This is a genomic window from Pseudomonas sp. PDNC002 (genome assembly GCF_016919445.1).
GTDB lineage: Bacteria > Pseudomonadota > Gammaproteobacteria > Pseudomonadales > Pseudomonadaceae > Pseudomonas.
Genome location: NZ_CP070356.1, coordinates 6162596 through 6182875, shown reverse-complemented (window position 1 = coordinate 6182875; position 20280 = coordinate 6162596). Strand labels below are relative to the sequence as shown.

The 20280-nt window shown below is 64.7% G+C and carries 21 protein-coding genes; 10 read left to right on the top strand and 11 right to left on the bottom strand.

Translation table 11 applies throughout. The annotated features are described in order from the left end of the window. Positions 1 to 27: 27 nt before the first annotated feature. The gene (locus tag JVX91_RS27980; RefSeq protein ID WP_205337267.1) at positions 28 to 1032 is read right to left on the bottom strand and encodes an autotransporter outer membrane beta-barrel domain-containing protein; all 1005 of its coding nucleotides are present in this window, start codon (positions 1030 to 1032) and stop codon (positions 28 to 30) included. 20 nt (positions 1033 to 1052) lie between these two features. Here JVX91_RS27980 and JVX91_RS27975 point away from each other — a divergent pair, with 20 nt between their 5' ends. The 3 genes from JVX91_RS27975 (at position 1053) to JVX91_RS27965 (ending at position 7148) form a co-directional block, all read left to right on the top strand. Then, entirely contained in the window at positions 1053 to 1286 is a 234-nt protein-coding gene (locus JVX91_RS27975; RefSeq protein WP_205337266.1) for a hypothetical protein, read from the top strand. Positions 1287 to 1595: 309 nt separating this feature from the next. Beyond that, positions 1596 to 2714 (top strand): two-component system response regulator, encoded by a 1119-nt coding sequence (locus JVX91_RS27970; protein WP_205337265.1) that lies wholly within the window; start codon positions 1596 to 1598, stop codon positions 2712 to 2714. Positions 2715 to 2777: 63 nt separating this feature from the next. Continuing rightward, positions 2778 to 7148 (top strand): response regulator, encoded by a 4371-nt coding sequence (locus JVX91_RS27965; protein WP_205337264.1) that lies wholly within the window; start codon positions 2778 to 2780, stop codon positions 7146 to 7148. A 113-nt stretch (positions 7149 to 7261) separates the two neighbouring features. On the opposite strand, the gene JVX91_RS27960 is transcribed toward JVX91_RS27965, so the two are convergent. From JVX91_RS27960 to JVX91_RS27950, 3 genes are all read right to left on the bottom strand, one after another. Then, positions 7262 to 7570 carry a hypothetical protein gene (locus JVX91_RS27960; protein WP_205337263.1) on the bottom strand — a complete coding sequence of 103 codons (309 nt, stop codon included), beginning with the start codon at positions 7568 to 7570 and terminating at the stop codon, positions 7262 to 7264. 75 nt (positions 7571 to 7645) lie between these two features. Continuing rightward, on the bottom strand, positions 7646 to 8116 hold the full coding sequence (locus tag JVX91_RS27955) for a hemerythrin domain-containing protein (protein WP_205337262.1): 471 nt from the start codon (positions 8114 to 8116) through the stop codon (positions 7646 to 7648). A gap of 130 nt (positions 8117 to 8246) precedes the next feature. Beyond that, positions 8247 to 8393: a hypothetical protein gene (locus tag JVX91_RS27950; protein WP_205337261.1), complete on the bottom strand. Its 147-nt coding sequence runs from the start codon at positions 8391 to 8393 to the stop codon at positions 8247 to 8249. A 297-nt stretch (positions 8394 to 8690) separates the two neighbouring features. Here JVX91_RS27950 and JVX91_RS27945 point away from each other — a divergent pair, with 297 nt between their 5' ends. From JVX91_RS27945 to JVX91_RS27920, 6 genes are all read left to right on the top strand, one after another. Continuing rightward, complete coding sequence (locus JVX91_RS27945) at positions 8691 to 8906, top strand: hypothetical protein (protein ID WP_205337260.1); 216 nt, start codon at positions 8691 to 8693, stop codon at positions 8904 to 8906. 158 nt (positions 8907 to 9064) lie between these two features. Continuing rightward, a complete protein-coding gene (locus tag JVX91_RS27940; RefSeq protein ID WP_205337259.1) occupies positions 9065 to 9286 on the top strand; it encodes a hypothetical protein in 222 nt (73 codons plus the stop codon). Between the two features lie 35 nt (positions 9287 to 9321). Then, positions 9322 to 9549: a CsbD family protein gene (locus JVX91_RS27935; RefSeq protein ID WP_205337258.1), complete on the top strand. Its 228-nt coding sequence runs from the start codon at positions 9322 to 9324 to the stop codon at positions 9547 to 9549. After that, positions 9546 to 9749 (top strand): hypothetical protein, encoded by a 204-nt coding sequence (locus JVX91_RS27930; RefSeq protein WP_205337257.1) that lies wholly within the window; start codon positions 9546 to 9548, stop codon positions 9747 to 9749. The genes JVX91_RS27935 and JVX91_RS27930 overlap by 4 nt, the downstream gene beginning before the upstream one ends. A gap of 93 nt (positions 9750 to 9842) precedes the next feature. Next, positions 9843 to 9992, top strand: coding sequence for a lmo0937 family membrane protein (locus tag JVX91_RS27925; protein WP_205337256.1), 150 nt, complete (start codon positions 9843 to 9845; stop codon positions 9990 to 9992). 50 nt (positions 9993 to 10042) lie between these two features. After that, on the top strand, positions 10043 to 11215 hold the full coding sequence (locus JVX91_RS27920; RefSeq protein WP_205337255.1) for a fatty acid desaturase: 1173 nt from the start codon (positions 10043 to 10045) through the stop codon (positions 11213 to 11215). Positions 11216 to 11317: 102 nt separating this feature from the next. Here the strand turns inward: JVX91_RS27920 and JVX91_RS27915 are convergent, their stop codons facing one another. The 3 genes from JVX91_RS27915 to JVX91_RS27905 all read right to left on the bottom strand — a co-directional run bounded on the left by JVX91_RS27915 (position 11318) and on the right by JVX91_RS27905 (position 14975). After that, positions 11318 to 11821 (bottom strand): hypothetical protein, encoded by a 504-nt coding sequence (locus tag JVX91_RS27915; RefSeq protein ID WP_205337254.1) that lies wholly within the window; start codon positions 11819 to 11821, stop codon positions 11318 to 11320. Between the two features lie 373 nt (positions 11822 to 12194). Beyond that, a complete protein-coding gene (cysZ, locus tag JVX91_RS27910; RefSeq protein ID WP_205337253.1) occupies positions 12195 to 12935 on the bottom strand; it encodes a sulfate transporter CysZ in 741 nt (246 codons plus the stop codon). Positions 12936 to 13043: 108 nt separating this feature from the next. Continuing rightward, positions 13044 to 14975, bottom strand: coding sequence for a diguanylate cyclase (locus JVX91_RS27905; RefSeq protein WP_205337252.1), 1932 nt, complete (start codon positions 14973 to 14975; stop codon positions 13044 to 13046). A gap of 428 nt (positions 14976 to 15403) precedes the next feature. Here JVX91_RS27905 and trxB point away from each other — a divergent pair, with 428 nt between their 5' ends. Then, entirely contained in the window at positions 15404 to 16351 is a 948-nt protein-coding gene (trxB, locus tag JVX91_RS27900) for a thioredoxin-disulfide reductase (protein ID WP_205337251.1), read from the top strand. 63 nt (positions 16352 to 16414) lie between these two features. On the opposite strand, the gene JVX91_RS27895 is transcribed toward trxB, so the two are convergent. Genes JVX91_RS27895 through JVX91_RS27880 form a run of 4 tightly spaced genes read right to left on the bottom strand, consistent with a single transcriptional unit; the run spans position 16415 to position 20257 of the window. Continuing rightward, complete coding sequence (locus tag JVX91_RS27895; RefSeq protein WP_205337250.1) at positions 16415 to 17608, bottom strand: thiolase family protein; 1194 nt, start codon at positions 17606 to 17608, stop codon at positions 16415 to 16417. A gap of 15 nt (positions 17609 to 17623) precedes the next feature. Further along, entirely contained in the window at positions 17624 to 18277 is a 654-nt protein-coding gene (locus JVX91_RS27890) for a 3-oxoacid CoA-transferase subunit B (RefSeq protein ID WP_205337249.1), read from the bottom strand. Next, the gene (locus JVX91_RS27885; RefSeq protein ID WP_205337248.1) at positions 18252 to 18932 is read right to left on the bottom strand and encodes a CoA transferase subunit A; all 681 of its coding nucleotides are present in this window, start codon (positions 18930 to 18932) and stop codon (positions 18252 to 18254) included. The genes JVX91_RS27890 and JVX91_RS27885 overlap by 26 nt, the downstream gene beginning before the upstream one ends. Continuing rightward, on the bottom strand, positions 18929 to 20257 hold the full coding sequence (locus JVX91_RS27880; protein WP_205337247.1) for an aspartate aminotransferase family protein: 1329 nt from the start codon (positions 20255 to 20257) through the stop codon (positions 18929 to 18931). The genes JVX91_RS27885 and JVX91_RS27880 overlap by 4 nt, the downstream gene beginning before the upstream one ends. Positions 20258 to 20280 lie beyond the last annotated feature (23 nt).

Genomic DNA, 20280 nt, shown 5'->3' with positions numbered 1-20280 from the left:
TAGGGGCAACACCCGTCGTTGTCGTTTTTACCACTGCACACGCACGCCGAGCTTGCCGTCGACGGCGTGGCGCTCGTCGTCGAACGCACGTTCATACCCCACGCTCGCGTAGACAAACACGTTGCGTCTTACCTCGCCTGTTAGACCCAGCTTCGCCTCCCACCAACCGCCGCCAAGATCGCCCTGGAAAGGCACGTAACCATCGGCCGAAGAGAATTTCGTTTCCGGCTCGCCCTGGCTTTCGTGCCAGGCGCTGAGCCGGCCCCACGCGGTGTATTTATGCGGCTCCGGTGCGGCGCTCTCATCCCAGGTCTTGGCTACGCGCACGCCGAGCCGGCTCGCCAGCGAGTCGACCTCGTCAAACTTCACCGTCGCCGCCGCGTCGTGGGTATCGTCGAGACCGACGCGCTGGTACACCACTTGTGCCTGCGGCTCGACTACCCACTGCTCGGGCAGCTGAAACGGATAGCCGCCTTCGAGCGATGCTGCCCAGCCCCAGCCGCTGACGTCCAGCTTGGCCAGATTGTCGGGCTCGGCGCTGATGTCGTAGTAGGTGGCTTGCAGGATGCCGTCGAGATACCAGTCGGTGGGACCGAAGTGTGTCCAGTAGCCGCCAACACTGTAGCCGTCGAGATTGTCCTGACCGACGCCGTGACCGTTGACGTGCGGAGTAGCTTCGGCCCTACCGAATGCGAGGTAGGTGCCGGCCACATCTCTGTGGCCGTCGTCGCGCTGGCGCCGAATCAAATCGGTGCCGACCTGTAGGCCGAGAAACTCATAGTCGTAACTCGGGCTGGTGCCGTAGACGCCGCGCCGACTGTCGCGCTTGCCGTCCATCGTCAGCACGCGGCTCCAGACCGCGCTCGGACCGTCTGCATCCGGCAGATCCTGACGCCCGCGCATGTGCGTCTCCTCGCCGACGCGCTCGTGCAGGGTGTCGAGCAAACTGCGGTTGTAAAGCAGCGCCAGCGGCGCGATGGCGGTATAGAGCGTGACTTGCGGCCGGTAGTTCGGAACCAGCTCGCCGGGCACAAATTCCCGGGAGACTCACCGTGTTCAATCGACAAAACATGATGCTTGCCGTGCATTCCGCTTCATTCAATGACGAGGCTGCCTCTGAACTCATTCGAGAGCTAAGTCGATACGCCCCAAACTCCCAGATCGCCTACCGAGCGTTGGATATCATCCAGCACATGGAGCACGACGCTAAGGCGCTTGAGGATGTTTACCAGGCGCTCGAACAAGGCAACTGCCTCATTCCTGAGGTGAAGGCTAACCGCGACTAGCTGAACTACCGTGCTTGCGTCGATACCGATCGCCAAGCGGTATCGGCGCCTTTAGCCGCCTCTCTATCGGTAGGGAGGCGGCTGTTTTCTGGACGCACTTTGCCAGCCACCGTCCTCATCGCGCTAACCGTACGAGACAGCTATCCAATCCTTGCCCTGGCTTGCGCCAGTGGGGTGCCTCAGCACGATGTATCCACACTCCGTCGGGCCGTGGACGTCTGTGCCAGATGGCGGGCCTGAGATGTCTATACTTCCTCCAGCACGAGCCGGATGAGTTGTGGGCGCGTTCATTTCCATGGAGGAAGTCAGATGAGTGCGCTCCCCCTGGCCTCGAGGCCGACCGTCCTGATCGTCGACGATACCCCTGACAACCTGACGCTCCTGACCGAGCTGCTGAAGCTGCTCTATCGCGTCAAGGCCGCCAGGACCGGCGAGAAAGCGCTGCAGATCGCAAGCTCCGACGAGCCGCCGGATATCATCCTGCTGGATGTAATGATGCCCGGGATGAACGGCTTCGAGGTTTGCCGCCGGCTCCGGGAGCAATCCTGGACACGCCACATCCCGGTGATCTTCATCACCACCCAGGGCGCCGCCGACGATGAGTTCCGCGGCCTGGAACTGGGGGCGGTGGATTACATCACCAAGCCGATCAATCCGCCGACGGTCCTCATGAGGGTGGATAACCAGCTGCGCCTCAAGGCCGCCGCGGATTTCCTGCGAGACCAGAACGAATACCTGGAGCAAGAGGTACAGCGACGTACCCAGGAGGTCATGGCCATCCAGGACGTCACCATCCTGGCCATGGCATCGCTGGCCGAGACCCGCGACAACGAGACGGGCAATCACATCCGGCGAACCCAGCACTACGTGCGCGCGCTGGCGGATCATCTGCGGCATCTCCCACGCTTTGCCGCGGAGCTGGATGACGAGACGCGGCATCTGCTCTTCAAGTCCGCTCCGCTGCATGACATCGGCAAGGTCGGCATTCCTGATCACATTCTTCTCAAGCCGGGGCGGCTCACCCATGAAGAGTTCGAGATCATGAAGATGCACACCACGCTTGGGCTCGATGCCTTGCGCGAAGCCGAGAATCGATTGGGCATGAGTGTTCCGTTCCTGCGCCTGGCCAAGCAGATCGCCTACAGCCATCACGAGAAATGGGATGGTTCGGGCTATCCCGAGGGCCTCGCTGGCGAGGCGATTCCGCTCTCGGCCCGCTTGATGGCCGTTGCCGATGTCTACGATGCGCTGATCAGCCGGCGCATCTACAAGGCGAGCCTGCCCCATGAAGATGCTGTGCAGTACATCCAGTCCCAGCGCGGGCTGCATTTCGACCCGGATGTGGTCGATGCCTTCGTGGTGCTGCAGGACGAATTCCGGGCAATCGCGGACAACTATCACGATGGCGATGCGCCTGCGGCCCAGTAGCCCTCGCCAGACTGCGCGCCTTAAGGGTTTCAGCGCAGGCCGACCCGGCCGGGAGGCGTCGAGATGGTGACTCCGCTCGACTTTCTTCAACGACTCCGAATGCGCAGCCGGTTGCTCGTCGGCTTTGGCGGCATTCTGCTGCTCGCTCTGTTCCTGGGCCTGTACAGCCTGAATGTGCAGCGCCAGCAGAATGAGCAGATAAACCAGATATTCGAGAAGGAGATGCTGGGCCTGTCGCACATCCAGGCCGCGCAGGTTGCCCTGGCCAGCATGGGGCGCAGCGTCAGGCAGACCGTGCTGGCCTCCGACGAGGCCGGACGGTCGCAGGCGCTCAAGCAACTGACCGATGCCAAGGCTTCGTTGCGCGAAGAGATAGAGCTGGCGCGGCCGCTGATCTACCGCGCCGAGGCGCAGCAGGGACTGATCCGTTTCGAAGCGGCGTACGAGGACTACCAGCAACAAGTCGAGCGGGTGCTGGAGCTGAACGACACGCCTTCTCGCTCGGGCGTCTCCAGCGACCAGGCCGCGGTGGCGCTGCTGTCGTCCACGGCGCTGCAACGCCCAGGCGAAGTCGCCAACCTGGCTCTCGCGGAAGTGGCCCAGATCAAGCGGGCGGCGGCGGACCTGGAAGTCCAACGTGCCTCCGCGCGTTTTCACCGTAGCGTCGAACTGACCATCTGGTTGCTCGCTCTGGGCGTTGGCGGCGGCGTGCTCTTCGGCATGCTGATCAGCCTGTCGATCCGTCGCCCGGCCGATCGGCTACGCCAGGCAGTCTCCGCCCTGAGCAGGGGCGAGCTCGAGGTGAGGGTGCCATACCAGGATTACCCGAACGAAGTCGGCGAAATGGCGCGGGCGATCACCGAGCTCCAATCCGAAGCGCAACAGATGGCCAACCAGCGCTGGGTGAAGACACAGGTGGCGGCGCTGAGCGGTGAAATGCAGCAGGTCAACGGCCTGAATGCGCTGGGCGACCGGATCCTCACTGTACTGGCTCCTTCACTGGCCTTGCTGCGCGCCTCCGTGCATCTCTATGACGAGGTCAGCTCGGAGCTGGTATTGCTTGGCAGCTATGCGGCTTGCAACCAACCACAGCGCTTGCAGCTCGGCGAGGGACTCATCGGACAGTGTGCGAAACAGCGCCTGCCTATCCAGCTGATCGCGCCGGAACCCGCACCGGAGTCGGGCCCGGCGGCCGCGGTCATCGAGGTCATCCCGCTCATTCACGGCGAAAGGCTGGTGGGTGTGCTGGCCATGGAATGCCTGCATGGGCTGGGCGTCAGCCAGAGGACGCTGCTCGACGAGTTCGCCCCGCTGCTGGCCATCAATCTGGAAATTCTCGAACGCACTTCGCGCACCGAACAGCTGCTGGCTGAATCGCTGACCCAGGCCGAGCTCATGGAGCGTCAGGCGGCCGACCTGCAGACGCAAACACGGGAGCTGGAGTCGCGGCAGCATGAAGTCCAGGCGACCAAGGCGTGGTACCAGGGCATCCTGGAATCCGCACCCGATGGCATGCTGGTCGTCGACCTGCGTGGGACGATCATCCTCGCCAATCCCAAGCTGGAGACACTGTTCGGCTACTCCCATGGCGAACTGCTCGGCCTGTCCGTCGAGGCGCTGGTGCCCGAGCTCGAGCGCCAGCATCACGTTCTACAGCGCAAGGGTTTCATGGCTGAGCATGGCAGCCGGCAGATGGGGCGCACCATCGCCGACCTGCACGGCCTGCGCAAGGATGGCAGCCACTTCAGTGCCGAAGTGGCGCTGGCGCCACTCCCCGACCTGCTCGGCCATGGCGTTTGCGTGTGCGCCTCCGTGCGTGACATCAGTGAACGCCGCGCCATGGAAAATGCCGTGCAGGAAAGCGAGAGCCGCCTGCAGTACATCCTTGATCGGAGTCCGGTCAGCGTCGCTATCTCCACCCGCGAGCACATCCACCTGGCCAATCCGAAATTCGTCGAGTCCTTCGGGCTGGGTGTCGGGGACGAGACCTCCAGGCTTTACGTCGAACTCTCGGACCGCGAAAAGGTGTGGAATCAGATGCGCACCGGCGAGCCGATTCTGCGGCGCGAGATCCGCATGCTCGATCGCAACGGTTGTGCGCGGGACATCCTGGCGACCTATCTACCCATACAGCACCATGGGGAGTTCGGCGTCCTGGGTTGGCTTTACGACATCACCGAGCGCAATCAGGCGGAGCAGCAGACCCGCCTGGCCAAGGAGTTGGCGGAGGAAGCCACCAGGGCCAAGAGTGAATTCCTGGCCAATATGAGCCACGAAATCCGCACGCCGATGAATGTGATCATCGGCATGAGCAGCCTGGCCCTGAAGACCGAGCTGACTGCCCGCCAGCGCAACTATATCCACAAGGTTCACCGCTCCGCCGAGGGGCTGCTGGGGATCATCAACGACATCCTCGACTTCTCGAAGATCGAGGCCGGGATGATGACCGTGGAGCATGTCGCGTTCCGTCTTGAGGACGTGCTCGATCAGTTTTCCGCCATGGTGGGTTTCCGCGCGGAGGAAAAATCGCTGGAGTTGTTGTTCCAGCTCGACCCTGGCCTGCCGACCGCACTGGTCGGCGATCCGCTGCGCCTGGGGCAGGTGCTGCTCAATCTGGGCAACAACGCCGTGAAGTTCACCGAGCGCGGGGAGATCGTGCTGGGCATGGAAACCCTCTCCGTCAGTGACACCGAGGCAGAGCTGCATTTCCAGGTCCGCGACAGTGGCATCGGCATGACGGCCGAGCAATGTGGGCGGATGTTCCAGTCTTTCATTCAGGCTGACTCTTCGACTTCTCGCCGTTACGGCGGCACAGGGTTGGGGCTGTCGATCTCGAAGAGCCTGGTCGAGTTGATGGGAGGCCGCATCTGGATCGACAGCGAGCCCGGGCGAGGCTCCACGTTTCATTTCACGGCATGCTTTGCGCTCCAGGCCGCGCCTGCCTCCCGACGCATATTGCGCGCGGAATCGCTGTCGGGAATACGCGTGCTGGTGGTCGATGACAACGCGGCGGCCCGGGAAATCCTGTCCAGCATGGCCGCAGGTTTTGGCCTCGAAGTGGAAGTCGCCCGCGGCGGCGCGGAGGCCCTGGAGTACATGGCTGATGCCGCGCGGCGGCAGTTGCCGTATCACGTCGTGCTGGTGGACTGGCAGATGCCTGGCCTGGATGGCATCGACGTCGTGGCACGGGTCAAGTCCGACGATCAGGACTGCACGCCAGCCGTCATCATGGTGACGGCATTTGGCCGCGAGGAAGCACTCGATGCCGCGCAGGAGCGTGGCGTCCAGCTGGACACGGTCCTGGCCAAACCGGTGACTCCGTCCGCGTTGCTCGAGGCGGTGAACATCGCCCTCGGCAACCAGCGCAGTGACGAGCCCTGCCTGCGGGAGCGCGATATCGCGAAGACCGAGGCCTTGTCGGTCGTTGCCGGCAGCCGGGTGCTGCTGGTGGAGGACAACGAGCTGAACCAGGAGCTGGCCGTGGAGCTTCTGGTCGATGCGGGTATCGATGTCGTGCTGGCCTGCAACGGTCAGGAGGCGATCGAACGCCTGGCGGCGGACCATGACTTCGACTGCGTGCTCATGGACTGTCAGATGCCCGTGATGGATGGTTATGCGGCGACGCGTGCGATCCGCCAGCGCCCCGAGCTTGCCCGGCTCCCCGTGATCGCGATGACCGCCAACACCATGGCCGGCGATCGGGATGAGGCACTGCGGGCCGGCATGAACGACCACATTGCAAAACCCATCGAACCGTCCTCGATGTTCCTGACGATGTCCCACTGGATATCACCCTGTCGCCCTTCCAGAAATGACGTGTCTGCCAGCGGCGAGGCCCAGGTCGAAGGCAGCGGACTTCCGGGAATCGACACAGTGGCGGGCCTGGCGACCTGCGCGGGAAAACAGGCGCTTTACGAGCGTTTGCTGAGCCGATTCCGCGGCAGCTACGCCGACTTCGTCGAAAGCTTCATGGCGCTGGACGTGAAGAGCGATCCGGCCGCCGAGCGCAGGGCCGCTCACTCGCTGCGAGGCGCGGCTGCGAACATCGGAGCCCGGAGCCTGGCACGGGCGGCACAGGCGCTGGAGGAAGCGTGCCGCCAGGGAGAGCCGGGCCCGCATATCTCCAGGTTTCTTGCAGATGTCGAGACGGAGTTGAACGTCGTCCAGGCGGGGCTTGCCGCCCATCTCGTTATCCAGGAAGCGCCCCCTCCCACGGATGGACCATCCGGGGATGCGCAAGGCCTGCTGCTACAGCTGGAGCAACTGCTCAAGCGCAGCGACACGAGGTCCGAGGAGATCATTGGCCGGCTACGCCAGTTTGGCTGGGCGAAGGATCAATCCGCCTGTCTGGTGCAGGTCGCTGCCTGCATCGAAAACTTCGAGTACGAGCTGGCCCTCGATCATCTCCTGCAACTTCGGACTGTGCTGTCCTGAATGCAGGCTCGACCATCGGTCATTTACGCCGTGGTGCACCGATGGCGGGCGCAATCAAGGCAGACGGATAACTCAAGGTGAAGTTGCATAGCCGTCCGCTGCTGCCTCCGGTGTCAGGTACACACGGAGTGGCTCCTGGTTTTTACCGGGCCAATGATTGGTCGTTGGGAACCAGTGGCTTTTGGAGCCTCATGGAAGATGAGGCCAAGCTCCCGTTGAAGCGACTCGCCGAGATACCTGAGTTCATCTTCGCTCTCCAGGCACTTTTCACTGATGCCTACGAAGGTAATGGTTTTCTCCGGTACCCGGCCCTGGAACTGGAGTGTGATGCTGCCCGGAGAAGGCCGCATGACGGTGCAGGTGTAATCGAGGAAATAGCTGTCGAAAATCCTCTCGGCGACCACCGGTGAAAGTCGGTTCATGGCACGTGCTCGCTAAGGTTGGTTGATGGCAGGGGCCGTGGACGACTTCTCGTGCACCTGGACTGGATGGCAGTCTCAAGCGGCCTTGCGCTGGAGGCTGGCTTTGAGCTCCTTCTGCCGTGTTTGCATTTGCACGCCCAACTCCTCCAGATGGCGCTTGCCCAGGATGTTGAGGGCATCAGGGAACATTTCCGTTTCCTCTTCCTCGATGTGGTGCTCGATGAGCTCCTTCAGCACCTTCACCCTGCCGGAGAACTCGACTGAGTCGGGCTTGGTCTTCTTCAGGTCGGGTAGCACCATGGAGTCGACCGTGCGGTGTTCCTCCTTCGCCTCGAAGTACATCTTCTCTTCCTGCTTCTTGCCGGCCTGCTTGAACGCCGGATAGAGGATCTCTTCTTCGAGGGCGGTATGGACCGTCAGCTCCATCTCGATCTTGTCGAGCAGCTCGGTGCGTTTCTTCGCGGAGGTGTCGTTCGTGGCACTGATCTGCGCAAGCAGGTGCTTCACGGTTTCGTGGTCTTTCTTGAGCAGGTCGATCGCATTCATTTTTGGGTTACCTATGGAGAAAAGGCGCAGGCGACATCCGGGCGCATCGAGGCCCGGTTGCGGAAGGCGGGACAGCGCGGATGCGCCCTGCGGTACGCAAGGATGGCGCACGCAGGGACGCAACTGGCCGTCAGGATTCCTTGGACTCGGCCTTCTTCACGCCAGGCTTGGTTTCATGTGAGCGTTCCGCCTGGGTCTTGGAGGGAGACTTCTCGTGACTTCCATCATTGGCCTTGGAGGAGCCATTTCCGGAGCTGTGCTTGTTCGTCTTGTTCATGATGACCTCGGTTGAAAGACGGGGATTCGCGAAACTGCGGGGAACCCGAAGTGCGACAATCGCAGGATCGACATACCGCGTCGGTGCGACGTCGCACTTAGTCCCCGATAAAGAACCGGCAAGCGCCGGTTGAATGAGTTCAGGCGGCGCCCGCGCGCGACGGCAATGGCCCTGTGACCGGGCGCCGGCAGGGCCTTCCGCGCAGTGACTCGACCCGCCGCCTGAAAGGTTGAACGACTGTCCGTTCTGTCTCCTCGAACGAGTGAGGCCAATTCCTGGCCTCGTGTGAGGTGATGTATGAACCAGACGCAGAACCAGTACCCGGGGCAGAACCCCGGCCAGGACGAGGACCTTCCAGGCAGCCCCGATCCCGGCGATCCGCAACGGCAGCAGCAACAGCCTGAACATCCGGCAAACGAAGATCGGCCCGATGACTGGAAGGATCCAGGCGACCCGGACTCCGAGCGTCACGAGAGTCCTCGCGAGGATGAGCCTCGCGGCATGCCGGAATAAGTTTCCGTGTTCCACCCTCCGGGACCCGGCTACGTGCCGGGTTTCTGATCCGTCGCCTGATAAGCGCGCTTGCGCACCGACGCCCGGTGCCACGCCTGTCATCGTCTTGTACTGGTCTCCTGGCGCCTTTGTCGGGGGGGCATGTTGTAGAGGTCACCATGAACGGATCACCCGAGCGCGACGCTATCCACAGCGCCGAGACAGAGGATCGGCCAGCCTCACCGGCCAGCCACGACAACGACGCGCGTGACGGCGACCCCAGGCCGGCCGGAGGCAGCTCCCAGGTCAGCCCGCGTCCGCGCAAGGTGTTCGTCAACCCGCCGATGCGGGCCGGCGAGGATCACGCCGATGCCGCCGCCGAGGACGGGAGAAAGCCGTGAAGCTCCCTCGCACAGGCCAGCTGAAAGGCAGATGGATGCAGCGCATCGGGGCCGCCAAATTGGTCTGGGGCGAGTTGACAGAAGACGAGTTGCTGCGCTCCGAGGGACGCAGCGAATGCCTCGCCGGCCTGCTCGAGGAGCGCTACGCCATCAGCTGCGAGGCCGCGGATGCCCAGGTCAGGCGCTTCCTCGAATCCGTGCAGCAGTCCTGGCTTCGCCGGCCGTCAACCGTGCAGGACACGGCTCAGCAGAGGGCACCATGAAAAAACATCGGGAAACCGCTCCGGACACGCCGCCGCCGGCCAGCAGTGAGGTCAAGCCCACGCTTCCGGGCGGCGAATACGGTTCTCGTGCCGAGCGTTATTCGTTCCATGACCGTGACAAGAAGCAGCCGACGCTCCCGCCTTCGGTGAGCCCGGAGGAACCGCCCGCCAAGACTCCCCCGGAGCCGCCGAAGGAGTAACCCGCCGACCGTACGATGGCGCACAGACGTCCCTGTCGCCTTGCCGCAGACTGAAATCGCCGGGTGGAGCAGGGCCACCCTGGGAGACAGCTCATGCTTGAAACCTTCGTCGTTCTCTTGCTCATCCTCTGGGCGCTCGGGTTGTTCACCGCCTACACCCTGGGTGGCTTCATCCACGTGCTATTGATCGCGGCGGTGGCCATCGTGGCTTTTCGGATATTCCGCGAGCGCCAGCCGTCCTGAACGTGCTGCCCGCCGGTTGCCTGGATGTCCGCACCTTGTGAGGCGTCGCCATGTGGTACTCGGGGTATGTTGATGCATCGATCTGGTACCTGGTCATCGCAACGCTGGCGATGACCCATCTCACCCTGCTCGGCGTGACCCTCTACCTGCATCGCCATTGCGCCCATCGCGCCCTGGAACTGCACGGCGCGCTGAAGCATTTCTTCCGCTTCTGGCTCTGGCTCACCACCGGCATGATCACGCGCGAATGGGTCGCCATCCACCGCAAGCACCACGCTACCTGCGAATCCATCGACGATCCGCACAGCCCCCGCCACAAGGGCCTGGCCCGCGTGCTCTGGAGGGGCGCCGAGCTCTATCGTGACGAGGCGAAGAATCCCGACACCCTGCGCGTCTACGGCAAGCACTGCCCCGACGACTGGGTGGAGCGGCACGTCTATTCCAGATATCCCAATGGCGGAGTGGCCGTGATGGCGCTCGTCGACGTCGTGTTGTTCGGCGCGATAGGGCTGACGGTGTGGGCCGTGCAGATGATCTGGGTGGCGTTCTGGGCCGCGGGCGTGGTCAACGGCCTGGGGCATGCCATCGGCTACCGCAATTTCGAATCCCCCGATGCGTCCACCAACCTGCTGCCCTGGGGCCTGCTGGTGGTCGGCGAGGAACTGCACAATAACCATCACACCTATCCCAACTCCGCCAAGCTGTCGGTCAGGGCCTGGGAGTTCGATCCGGGTTGGGCGTGGATCAGGCTGTTCAGGTTCCTCGGGCTCGCCCGTGTGGTGCGCGTCGCGCCGGTGGCGTACCGCGTACCCGGCAAGCGCCGGCTTGACGCGGAAACCTCGATGGCGATCTTCAATGACCGCTTCCAGGTCATGGCGCAGTATCGGCGGCGCGTCATCCTCCCCCTGGCGGTGCAGGAGTCGATTCGGGCGGAAGCATCGGTGCGCCGCCTGATCCGTCGGGCGAAGCGTCTGCTGGTGAGGGAGTCCAGCCGGCTCGACACGCGCCAGCAGGAAACGGTTCGCCTGATCCTGTCGGCAAGCCCGGTGCTGCGTTGCGTCTACGAGCGCCGCCTGACCCTGCAGGCCACCCTGGCGCGAGCGCAGGGGCCTGACACGTCCAGCGCCATCGCGCGCTGGATAGGTGAGTCCGAGACCAGCCAGATCCGCCTGTTGGCGGATTTCGCCGCGCTACTGCGCACGTATTCCTTGCGCTGTGCATAGAGTGGGCTGGCGGCGTGGGGTAGCAATCGGTTCACCACGGCATGGCACTCGTAGAGCACCTTGCCGAGGGGAGGCTGTTGCGGAAACGTCCGGAGCGCGGCATCAGACCAGGCTGATGTCCATATGCGCGCCGACGCCGGGGGACGCTTCGATGATGTCGTGGGCGCGCACGCTCTCGCGGACCGTATGTGTCTCCGCCAGCAGAATGACGTGCTCCGGAGCGAGGGTGTAGCCGAAGGGATGGGCGTTGCGACTGACGTGCGACGATCCTCCCACGAGGGCTCCGACCAGGGCTCCCAGGGCCGTTCCCCATCCCAGCAGCACCAGTGGAGCGCCGCTGAAGAGGCCGGCACCGGTTCTCGTCATGGCGATTGCCACCAGGGCGCTGACCAGTAGGCCGAACAGCATGCCGATGGCGCCTCTCTGCAGCGCATGCTGCAACACGCGCTGCTTCGAGCGCGGCAGCTCCATGGCGGTGAGCGCCGCATGATCGAGAACATGTACCCGCTCTCCGTGCAGGCCCAGCTCCAGCAGGCACTCTCGCGCACTGTCGGCCTGGGACCGGCGGGCAAAGACACCGGAGACGAGGTGATGGTAGGTGGTCATGGACGATCTCCTGAAGGTGGACACGTCGGCGAGCCCGGACCCGGCTTGCGCCTTTCCATCAGGTCGAGAGGCAGACCTTCGTGTCCGTTTCCAGCATCGTCGAAAGCAGGCGTGGCGGTCTGTCTGGTAACGCACGCAGGACGTGATTGGCCTTCCCGTTCCACTTCATGGAGTGCGCTCCCAGGCGAGGCGACTCATCGGGTTCTTTCAGCGAACGGTGGAATCCAGGCTGGCCCGGGGCTGGGCGAAGATCGCTGGGCACCCTGCGTCGGAAGTCAGCGATTTCCGAATCAGGGTGCCGGGCAGGTCGGGCGATGGGGCAACTGATTGCCTGTCTTGCGGATGGAGCCGGGAAGGGCGTCTCGCTCGCGGTCTATTTCACCAGGGCCTTATCGCCACCCTCGCGCACCCAGAACAGCACCGCGCCGGCCACGGCGGCGGGCATCGCGACCAGGTTGACCACCGGGATCAGCAGCGCCAGGTAGGTGATGCCGCCGAAGCCCATGCAGGCCCAGCGCTTGCTGCGCAGCCAGGCGAGCATCTCGTTCCAGCCCAGCTTGTGGTTGTCCGCCGGGTAGTCGATGTACTGCACGGCCATCATCCACACGCCGAAAATCAGCCAGAGCGGTGCGGCGATCAGGTTCAGGCCGGGGATCAGGCTGAGGATGAACAGCGCGATGGCGCGCGGCAGGAAGTAGCCGAGCTTGCGCAGCTCGCGGCCGATGGTCCGCGGCACCATGGCCATCAGCTCGCTCCAGCTGAATTCGGGGAAGTCGTCGGTGCCGCGCACCACCACTTCGACCTTCTCCGCCAGGAAGCCGTTGAAGGGCGCGGCGATGATGTTGGCGATCATGGTGAAGGTGAAGAACACGATCAGCAGCACCAGCGCGACGAACAGCGGCCAGAGGATGAACTGCAGGAAACTCAGCCACTCCGGCAGGCTGGGCATCAGCCAATCGACCCAGTGGCTGAACTGGTTGATGGCGAAGCCGATCAGGCCGACGAACAACAGGATATTGATGCTCAACGGCAGCAGCACGAACAGCCGCAGGCCGGGACGCATCATCAGTTTCAGGCCTTCGCTGAGGTATTGCGGGCCGCTCAGGGTGGACATCGACATCTCCAAGGCATCTTTCAAGGTAAAGCGTTTGCGACCTTAGCAGACCCGGCGAACGGCCGGCGAGCCGTCTGTTTTGCCGGGTGTGTGGTCTTGTTGCTTCCCTCAGGCGGCGCTGTAGCGGTAACAGCGGTTGCGTTCCTGCTTGGCCTGGTACATGGCGATGTCGGCGGCACGGGTAAGCGCGTCGGCATCGCCGGCATCCTGCGGGTAGAACGCGATGCCGATGCTGGGCGTGACGAAATCGATCTGTTGGCCACCCAGGTGATACGCGGCGCCCAGCACGGACAGCAGCCGCATGCCGAGCGCTTCGGCCTGCTCCGGTTCGACATGGCTCAGCAGCACGGCGAACTCGTCGCCGCCCAGGCGGAAGGCCTGGTCCGGCTGGCGCAGGCTGCCACGCATCCGCTCGCCGACGGTGCTGAGCAAGGCATCGCCGACGGCGTGGCCGAAACGGTCGTTGACCTGCTTGAAACGGTCCAGGTCGATGTACAGCAGGGCCACATGGCTGCAACGCGTAACGGAGTGCTGCAGCTGTTCGTTGAACGCCTTGCGGTTGCCCAGGCCGGTCAGGGTGTCGCGGTAGGCGAGGTCGATGAGCTGCTTCTGGTAGGCCACCTGGTCGCTGATATCGCGCAGGATGCCGCGGAATCCCTGGAACTCGCCCTGGGTGTCACGGATCGCCGAGAGACGCGTCTCGCAACTGACCAGGTGGCCGTCGCGGTGCTTGAACGGGGCGGAGAAGGTGGTTTCCTGCTGGTCCTCGCGGACCTTGTCGTACAGGCCCTGGGCGCGATGGTAGTCCTCCTCCTGCAGGAGGATGCTGAAGTGCTGGCCGCTGAGTTCCTCGGCATCGCGGCCGAGCATGCGGCACAGCGCAGGGTTCACGGTGCCGATGCGACCCGCCGTGTCCATCTCGAAGTAGCCGTCGCGAATCGCGTCGAGGATCGCCCGGTCGCGCGCCTCGCTCTGCTCCAGGCGTTCGAGCATGGAGTTCATTTCATTCGTCAACTGGCCCAGCTCGTCGCTCCCTTGGCTGCTCAGCCGGGTTTGGCCGCCGCTCTGGCCGATCACCGCGACTTCGCGATTCATGCTGCCGACGCGGCGAATGACGCGGAAATCCAGCGCCAGGTAGGCCAGCAGGGTCGCGCCGCCGAGCAGGCCGAGAGCCAGGTAGAGGAACAGGCGGATCGCCTGCCGGCCCTGCTGGTAGAGGGGGCGCAGGCTGGTGAGCTCCAGGCGCAGTTGCGGCCGTCCGCGGGAGTCGAGGTAGAGCAGCGACATCTGCTGGCTGTTCTCATCCAGCAGGTGGCGCGGGCTGAGCAGCGTGGCACCACGTCCGGTGGGGATGTTCAGGGCGCGCCAGTCGGTGTTCTGCACCTGGTCATGCACCAGGCGCAGGCTGGCGCCCATCTGCGTCTGCAGGTTGGACAGGCGTGCGCTGTCCAGCAGCACGCCGGCGATGACGGCACCAACCGGCTCCGCGCTGCCCGAGGTGTTGCTGATGGGGTAACTGAGCAGCAACTGCGGGATGCCATCGATCTGCAGCAACTGGTCGAGGCTGTGTTGCGGATCGCCTTCGAGCTTCAGCGCGCCCAGCTCCAGGGCGGTGCTGAGGATGCTGCGACGCAACTGGTCCGCGCTGGGCACTGGCTGGCCGGGGAAGCGCCGCGCGAGTTCGTCGAGCTTCCATTGCTGGGCGATGATGCGCCCCTCGCGGTCGACGTACAGCACATAGTCGAAGCCCAGGATGCCCAGCAGGTCCTTGTCCAGGTTGTCCTCGACGAAGCGCGACTGCGGCACGCGCATGAACTGGTAGCTGGCGTCCCACCAGGCGTAACTGTGGACGATGTCGAGATTGCGCTGTTTCTCGTAGGCGATACGGTTGTGGACGATGCGCACCTCATCGGCGAGGCGCTGGCGGTCGCCACGGTCGAAGCGGTCGAGCAGGATCAGGTCCGATAGCGTCCAGACCCCGGCGAGGCTTGCGCCGAACAGGGGCAGGAACAGCAGGAGCAGACGGGAGCGGAGGTTCATGGAATCACGCGTGATCTCGGATTTGCTTGAGTCTAGCCAGCCCATTGGCGGGCGCCGTCGGGATAGGCGCGGTCTATGGAAGGCATTGAGATTGGACATTTCAGCAGGACGCAGCGACGGCGGTAAGCTGCGCGCCATGTCGTATCGAACGAGTTCGAGGGTCAACCCGCAGCTCCCTGACTTATCTCAAGGCGGCGAGGGTGACTACGGAATTCCCTGACTTATCTCAAGGGATTTCCGAGGTTCTGCAGGACAATGCAAAACGTGACTCCGGTCACACCGCATTGTCCTCAGTCTCCGGACCGTGCGGTCCGCGCTAGAAAACCTTTCAGTGGAGCTGCCGCCCTCCCAACCTTCCCCCTGGTGCTTTGGCAGCTCCCTTTTCTTTTGCCTGGCGTTCGTGGCCCGAACGCAAACAGGAGGCTGCGATGTCCGAAAATCGTCACGCGCGGGTAATCATTCTGGGTTCCGGTCCTGCCGGCTACAGCGCCGCGGTCTATGCCGCCCGCGCCAACCTCAAGCCGCTGCTGATCACCGGCATGCAGGCCGGCGGCCAGCTGACCACCACCACCGAAGTCGACAACTGGCCCGGCGACCCCCATGGCCTCACCGGCCCGGCGTTGATGCAACGCATGCAGGAACACGCCGAGCGTTTCGAGACCGAGATCGTCTTCGACCATATCCATGGCGTAGACCTGGCTGGCAAGCCATTCGTTCTCAAGGGCGACAGCGGCACCTACACCGCCGACGCGCTGATCATCGCCACCGGCGCCAGCGCGCGTTATCTCGGGCTGCCTTCGGAAGAGGCGTTCATGGGCAAGGGCGTGTCCGCCTGTGCCACCTGCGATGGCTTCTTCTACCGCAACCGTGAAGTCGCGGTGGTCGGCGGCGGCAACACCGCCGTGGAAGAAGCGCTGTACCTGGCCAACATCGCCAGCAAGGTGACCCTGGTGCACCGCCGCGACAGCTTCCGTTCCGAGAAGATCCTGCAGGACAAGCTGCGTGCCCGCGTCGCCGAGGGCAAGATCGAGCTGCGCCTGAATGCCCAGGTGGAAGAAGTGCTGGGCGATGCCATGGGCGTCACCGGCTTGCGCCTGCGCCACAACGATGGCGAGGCTTCGGAGCTGAAGGTGGACGGCTTGTTCGTCGCCATCGGCCACACGCCGAACACCTCGTTGTTCGAGGGCCAGCTTGAATTGAAGGATGGCTATCTGGTGGTCAACGGCGGGCGCGAAGGCAATGCCACGGCGACCAACATCCCCGGCGTATTCGCGGCCGGCGACGTAGCCGACCATGTCTACCGCCAGGCGATCACTTCCGCCGGCGCCGGCTGCATGGCTGCACTGGACGTCGAGCGTTACCTGGATTCCCTGTAACGGCCCGAAGAGCCGGCGTGCAGGAAGGGGCCCCGCTTTGCGGGGCCTTTTTCTTGGTCGGGCTCAGAGGCATTCGAACAGCGCCGCCGCCCCCTGCCCGCCGCCAATGCACATGCTGACCACGACGTAGCGTGCCTTGCGCCGACGACCTTCGAGCAGCGCATGGCCGACCAGGCGGGTGCCACTCATGCCGTAGGGATGGCCGAGGGCGATGGCGCCGCCGTTGACGTTCAGCCGCTCCGCCGGGATGCCCAGGGTCTGCGCGCTGTACACAACCTGCGAGGCGAAGGCTTCGTTGATTTCCCACAGGTCGATGTCATCGATGCTCAGCCGGCAACGCTGCAACAGCTTGCGGATCGCCGGGACCGGGCCGATGCCCATTTCGTCGGGCGCGCAGCCTTCCACCACGCAGCTGACCAGGCGCCCCAGCGGTTGCAGATCGTTGCGCTGCAACTGCGCCTCGGACACCACCAGGCAAGCGGCGGAGCCGTCGGACAGCGGGCAGGCATTACCGGCGCTGACCGAGCCTTGGGCAAACACCGGTGACAGTGCCGCCAGGCCTTCCGCGCTGGTGGCGGGGCGCGGGCATTCGTCGCGCGCCACGTCGACTTCGACGAAGGACTGCTCGCCGCTGCTGCGATCTTCGATCCGCTGCACGGTGCGGACCGCGGTGATCTCCGCTTCGAACAGACCTTGGGCTTGCGCCATCGCGGCGCGGCGCTGGCTTTCCAGAGCGTAGGTGTCCTGCGCTTCGCGGCTGACACCGTAGCGCGTGGCGACCACTTCTGCGGTCTCGACCATCGGCATATAGGCGGCGGGCAGGATGTCCAGCAACTGCCGGTCCTGGCGCCGGTAAGTGTTCATGTGCTGGTTCTGCACCAGGCTGATGGATTCCACGCCGCCGGCGAGGATCAGTTCGGCGTCGCCGGCCTGGATGCGCTGGCTGGCGATGGCCACTGACATCAGGCCGGAGGCGCACTGGCGGTCCACGGTCATCCCGGGCGTGCGCACCGGCAGCCGTGCCGCCAGCGCCGCCATGCGGCCAATGTTGTAGTACTGCGAGCCCTCGGGCAGGGCGCAGCCGAGTATCACATCGTCGATGGACTGCGGGTCGAGATCGTGCCGTTGCAGGAGCGCACGCAGGGCGAAGGCGGCCAGCGTCGGGGCGTCGGTGTCGTTGAACGCGCCGCGATAGGCCCGACCGATGGGCGTGCGGGCGTAACCGGCGATGTACGCCGGGGAGGCAGTCGAAGTCATGGTTGGCAGTCCGGGTCAGTGGCGGGCGTCGCGGAAGGGCGCGGTGATCGCTTGCAGTTGGGCCAGGCTCAGGTCGCCGAGGATTTCCCGCAGCAGCAGGCCTTCGTCGTCGATATCGAAGACCGCGTGCTCGGTGATGATTCGCGTCACGCAGCGGCGCGCGGTGAGCGGCAGCTCGCAGCGTTCGACGATCTTGGCGCGGCCGTCCTTGTCGCAGTGCGGCATGGTGACGATCACCTGGCGGGCCTTCTGCGCCAGTTCCGCGCCGCCGCCGATGCCGGCGACGATCTTGCCCGGCACCAGCCAGTTGGCCAGGTCGCCGTGCTGCGAAACCTGCAGGGCGCCGAGGAAGGTGATGTCGAGCAGGCCGCGGCGGATGATGCCGAAGGAGGTGGCGCTGTCGACGATGGCGCCGCCCGGCACCACGGTAACGTAGCCGCCGCCGGCGTCGATCAGCTCAGCGTCGAGGTTGTGTGCGCCAGCCTGCGGGCCGACGCCGACGATGCCGTTTTCCGAGTGGATCCACACCTGGATGTGCTCCGGCACATAGCCGGGGATCAGGGTCGGCAGGCCGATGCCGAGGTTCACCAGCTGGCCGTCGCGGATTTCCCGCGCGGCCCGGCGGGCGATGATGTCCCGCGGGTCAGCGAGGGATGGGCTGGTACTCATGGGAGCTCCTTGTGACGGCGACCAGGTGGTGCACGAAGATGCCGGGGGTGTGGATGCTGTCGGCCGCCAGGGCCTGCTCGCTGAGGTCGTAGACCTCGGCGATCACGCGGTCGGCGGCCATCGCCATCAGCGGGCCGAAGTTGCGGGCGCTGCCGTGGTATTGCAGGTTGCCGGCATGGTCGGCACGGTGCCCGGCGATGAAGGCGTAGTCCGCGCGCAGCGCCGGTTCGACGTATAGCTGACGACCTTCGAAGTTGACTGTCTGGCGCTGCTCGCCCAGTTCCTCGGGAATCTCGATATCGCTGAGGAACGCCGGCAGGCCGACGCCGGCGCAGCGGATGCGCTCGGCGAAGAGGCCCTGGGAAACGAACTCCACTTCCAGCTGCCCGGCGGTGTAGGCCTTGCGCGCGGCGCCGCTTAGGCCGAGGTGGGTGGTGATCATCTTGCGGATCGCGCCGGCCTCGATCAGCCGCGACACGCCGTAGCCGTCCTGGTTGGCGTCATTCTTGATGATGGTCAGGTCACGCTTGCCCTGGCGCGCCAATTCCTCCAGCAGGGAGAACGGCGTGCCGGGTGAGCCGAAACCGCCGACCATGATGCTGCTGCCGTCGACGATGCCGGCGACGGCTTCTTCCAGCGAGCACTGCTTGTTCATCGGCCGGCCTGCTGCGCCTGGAAGGCGTCGAAGGTGGCGCCGAGCAGTTCGACGATTTCGTCGCACTGTTCGCGGGTAGTGATCAGCGGCGGCGAGATCAGCGTGTGGTCGCCCTGTTCGCCCATCAGCGAACGGCGCGGGTAGATGATCAGGCCGCGCTCGCGGGCCAGGCGGGTGATGTTGTCGCTGACGTTGGCGGCCAGCGGGAAGGGCGTCTTGCCGGCGCGGTCGGCGACGTATTCGATGGCCTGCAGGTAGCCGCGGCCACGCACGTCGCCGACGAACTCGTAGCGCGCGCCAAGGGCCTTGAGGCGCTCCAGCAGGTAGGCGCCGTTTTCGGCGACCTTGCTCACCAGGTTCTCATCCTCGATGGCCTGGATCACTGCCAGCGCGGTGGCGCTGGCCAGCGGGTTGCCGGCGTAGGTGTAGCCATGCTGGAAGCCGCCGGAGGAGAGGATCGGGTCGGTCAGTTCGGCGCGGGTCAGCACCGCCGACACCGGGTAGTAGCCGGCGCCCAGGCCCTTGGCGAGGCAGAGGATGTCGGCCTGCACGTCCCAGTGTTCGTAGCCGAACCAGCGGCCGGTGCGGCCGATACCGGTCATCACTTCGTCGAGGATCAGCAGGATGCCGTGGCGCTTGCAGATCGCCTGGATACGCGGGAAGTACGCGTCGTGCGGCACTTCCGCGCCGGTGCTGGCGCCGCCGATGGGTTCGGCGATGAAAGCGGCGACGTTCTCCGCGCCGATTTCCAGGATCGCCGCTTCCAGTTCGTCGGCGCAGGCAATCGCATGGGCCTCGGCGCTCAGGCCGGCGGGCACGCGGTACTGGGTCGGCGAGGCGATCTTCGGATAGTGCTGGAACATCGGCTCGAAGGGCTGGGTCAGCGGCGTGTAGCTGGTCATCGCCAGCGCGCCCATGGTCGAGCCGTGGTAGGCCGGCTTGCGGCTGATGAACACCCGGCGCTGGGGTTCGCCCTTGGCGTACCAGTACTGGCGGGCAATCTTCAGCGCTGACTCCACCGACTCTGAGCCGCCGGAGGAAAAGAACACCCGGTCGAAGCGCTGGCCAGTGAGGTTGACCAGGCGCTCGGCGAGGTCCAGCGCCGGTTGGTTCTCGAACTGGGTGCGGTAGGCAAAGGCCACCTTGTCCAGTTGCGCCAGCATGGCCTCGCGTACTGCCGGATGGCTGTGGCCGAGCTGCGCGACGATGGCCCCGGAGCAGGCGTCCAGGTAGCGCTGGCCATGCTCGTCCCAGGCATAGATGCCCTGGGCGTGCGAGACGGTCGGCAAGCGCACGGCGGATTGGTAGAACAGGTAGTCGGACATGCGAATCCCCATGGTTGATGGCG

Excerpts from the sequence above, each read along its gene's own strand:
- JVX91_RS27970 (WP_205337265.1), top strand. The coding sequence starts at position 1,596 with ATGAGTGCGCTCCCCCTGGCCTCGAGGCCGACCGTCCTGATCGTCGAC.
- JVX91_RS27965 (WP_205337264.1), top strand. The coding sequence starts at position 2,778 with ATGGTGACTCCGCTCGACTTTCTTCAACGACTCCGAATGCGCAGCCGG.
- JVX91_RS27960 (WP_205337263.1), bottom strand. The coding sequence starts at position 7,570 with ATGAACCGACTTTCACCGGTGGTCGCCGAGAGGATTTTCGACAGCTAT.
- JVX91_RS27955 (WP_205337262.1), bottom strand. The coding sequence starts at position 8,116 with ATGAATGCGATCGACCTGCTCAAGAAAGACCACGAAACCGTGAAGCAC.
- JVX91_RS27950 (WP_205337261.1), bottom strand. The coding sequence starts at position 8,393 with ATGAACAAGACGAACAAGCACAGCTCCGGAAATGGCTCCTCCAAGGCC.
- JVX91_RS27945 (WP_205337260.1), top strand. The coding sequence starts at position 8,691 with ATGAACCAGACGCAGAACCAGTACCCGGGGCAGAACCCCGGCCAGGAC.
- JVX91_RS27940 (WP_205337259.1), top strand. The coding sequence starts at position 9,065 with ATGAACGGATCACCCGAGCGCGACGCTATCCACAGCGCCGAGACAGAG.
- JVX91_RS27935 (WP_205337258.1), top strand. The coding sequence starts at position 9,322 with ATGCAGCGCATCGGGGCCGCCAAATTGGTCTGGGGCGAGTTGACAGAA.
- JVX91_RS27930 (WP_205337257.1), top strand. The coding sequence starts at position 9,546 with ATGAAAAAACATCGGGAAACCGCTCCGGACACGCCGCCGCCGGCCAGC.
- JVX91_RS27925 (WP_205337256.1), top strand. The coding sequence starts at position 9,843 with ATGCTTGAAACCTTCGTCGTTCTCTTGCTCATCCTCTGGGCGCTCGGG.
- JVX91_RS27920 (WP_205337255.1), top strand. The coding sequence starts at position 10,043 with ATGTGGTACTCGGGGTATGTTGATGCATCGATCTGGTACCTGGTCATC.
- JVX91_RS27915 (WP_205337254.1), bottom strand. The coding sequence starts at position 11,821 with ATGACCACCTACCATCACCTCGTCTCCGGTGTCTTTGCCCGCCGGTCC.
- cysZ (WP_205337253.1), bottom strand. The coding sequence starts at position 12,935 with ATGTCCACCCTGAGCGGCCCGCAATACCTCAGCGAAGGCCTGAAACTG.
- JVX91_RS27905 (WP_205337252.1), bottom strand. The coding sequence starts at position 14,975 with ATGAACCTCCGCTCCCGTCTGCTCCTGCTGTTCCTGCCCCTGTTCGGC.
- trxB (WP_205337251.1), top strand. The coding sequence starts at position 15,404 with ATGTCCGAAAATCGTCACGCGCGGGTAATCATTCTGGGTTCCGGTCCT.
- JVX91_RS27895 (WP_205337250.1), bottom strand. The coding sequence starts at position 17,608 with ATGACTTCGACTGCCTCCCCGGCGTACATCGCCGGTTACGCCCGCACG.
- JVX91_RS27890 (WP_205337249.1), bottom strand. The coding sequence starts at position 18,277 with ATGAGTACCAGCCCATCCCTCGCTGACCCGCGGGACATCATCGCCCGC.
- JVX91_RS27885 (WP_205337248.1), bottom strand. The coding sequence starts at position 18,932 with ATGAACAAGCAGTGCTCGCTGGAAGAAGCCGTCGCCGGCATCGTCGAC.
- JVX91_RS27880 (WP_205337247.1), bottom strand. The coding sequence starts at position 20,257 with ATGTCCGACTACCTGTTCTACCAATCCGCCGTGCGCTTGCCGACCGTC.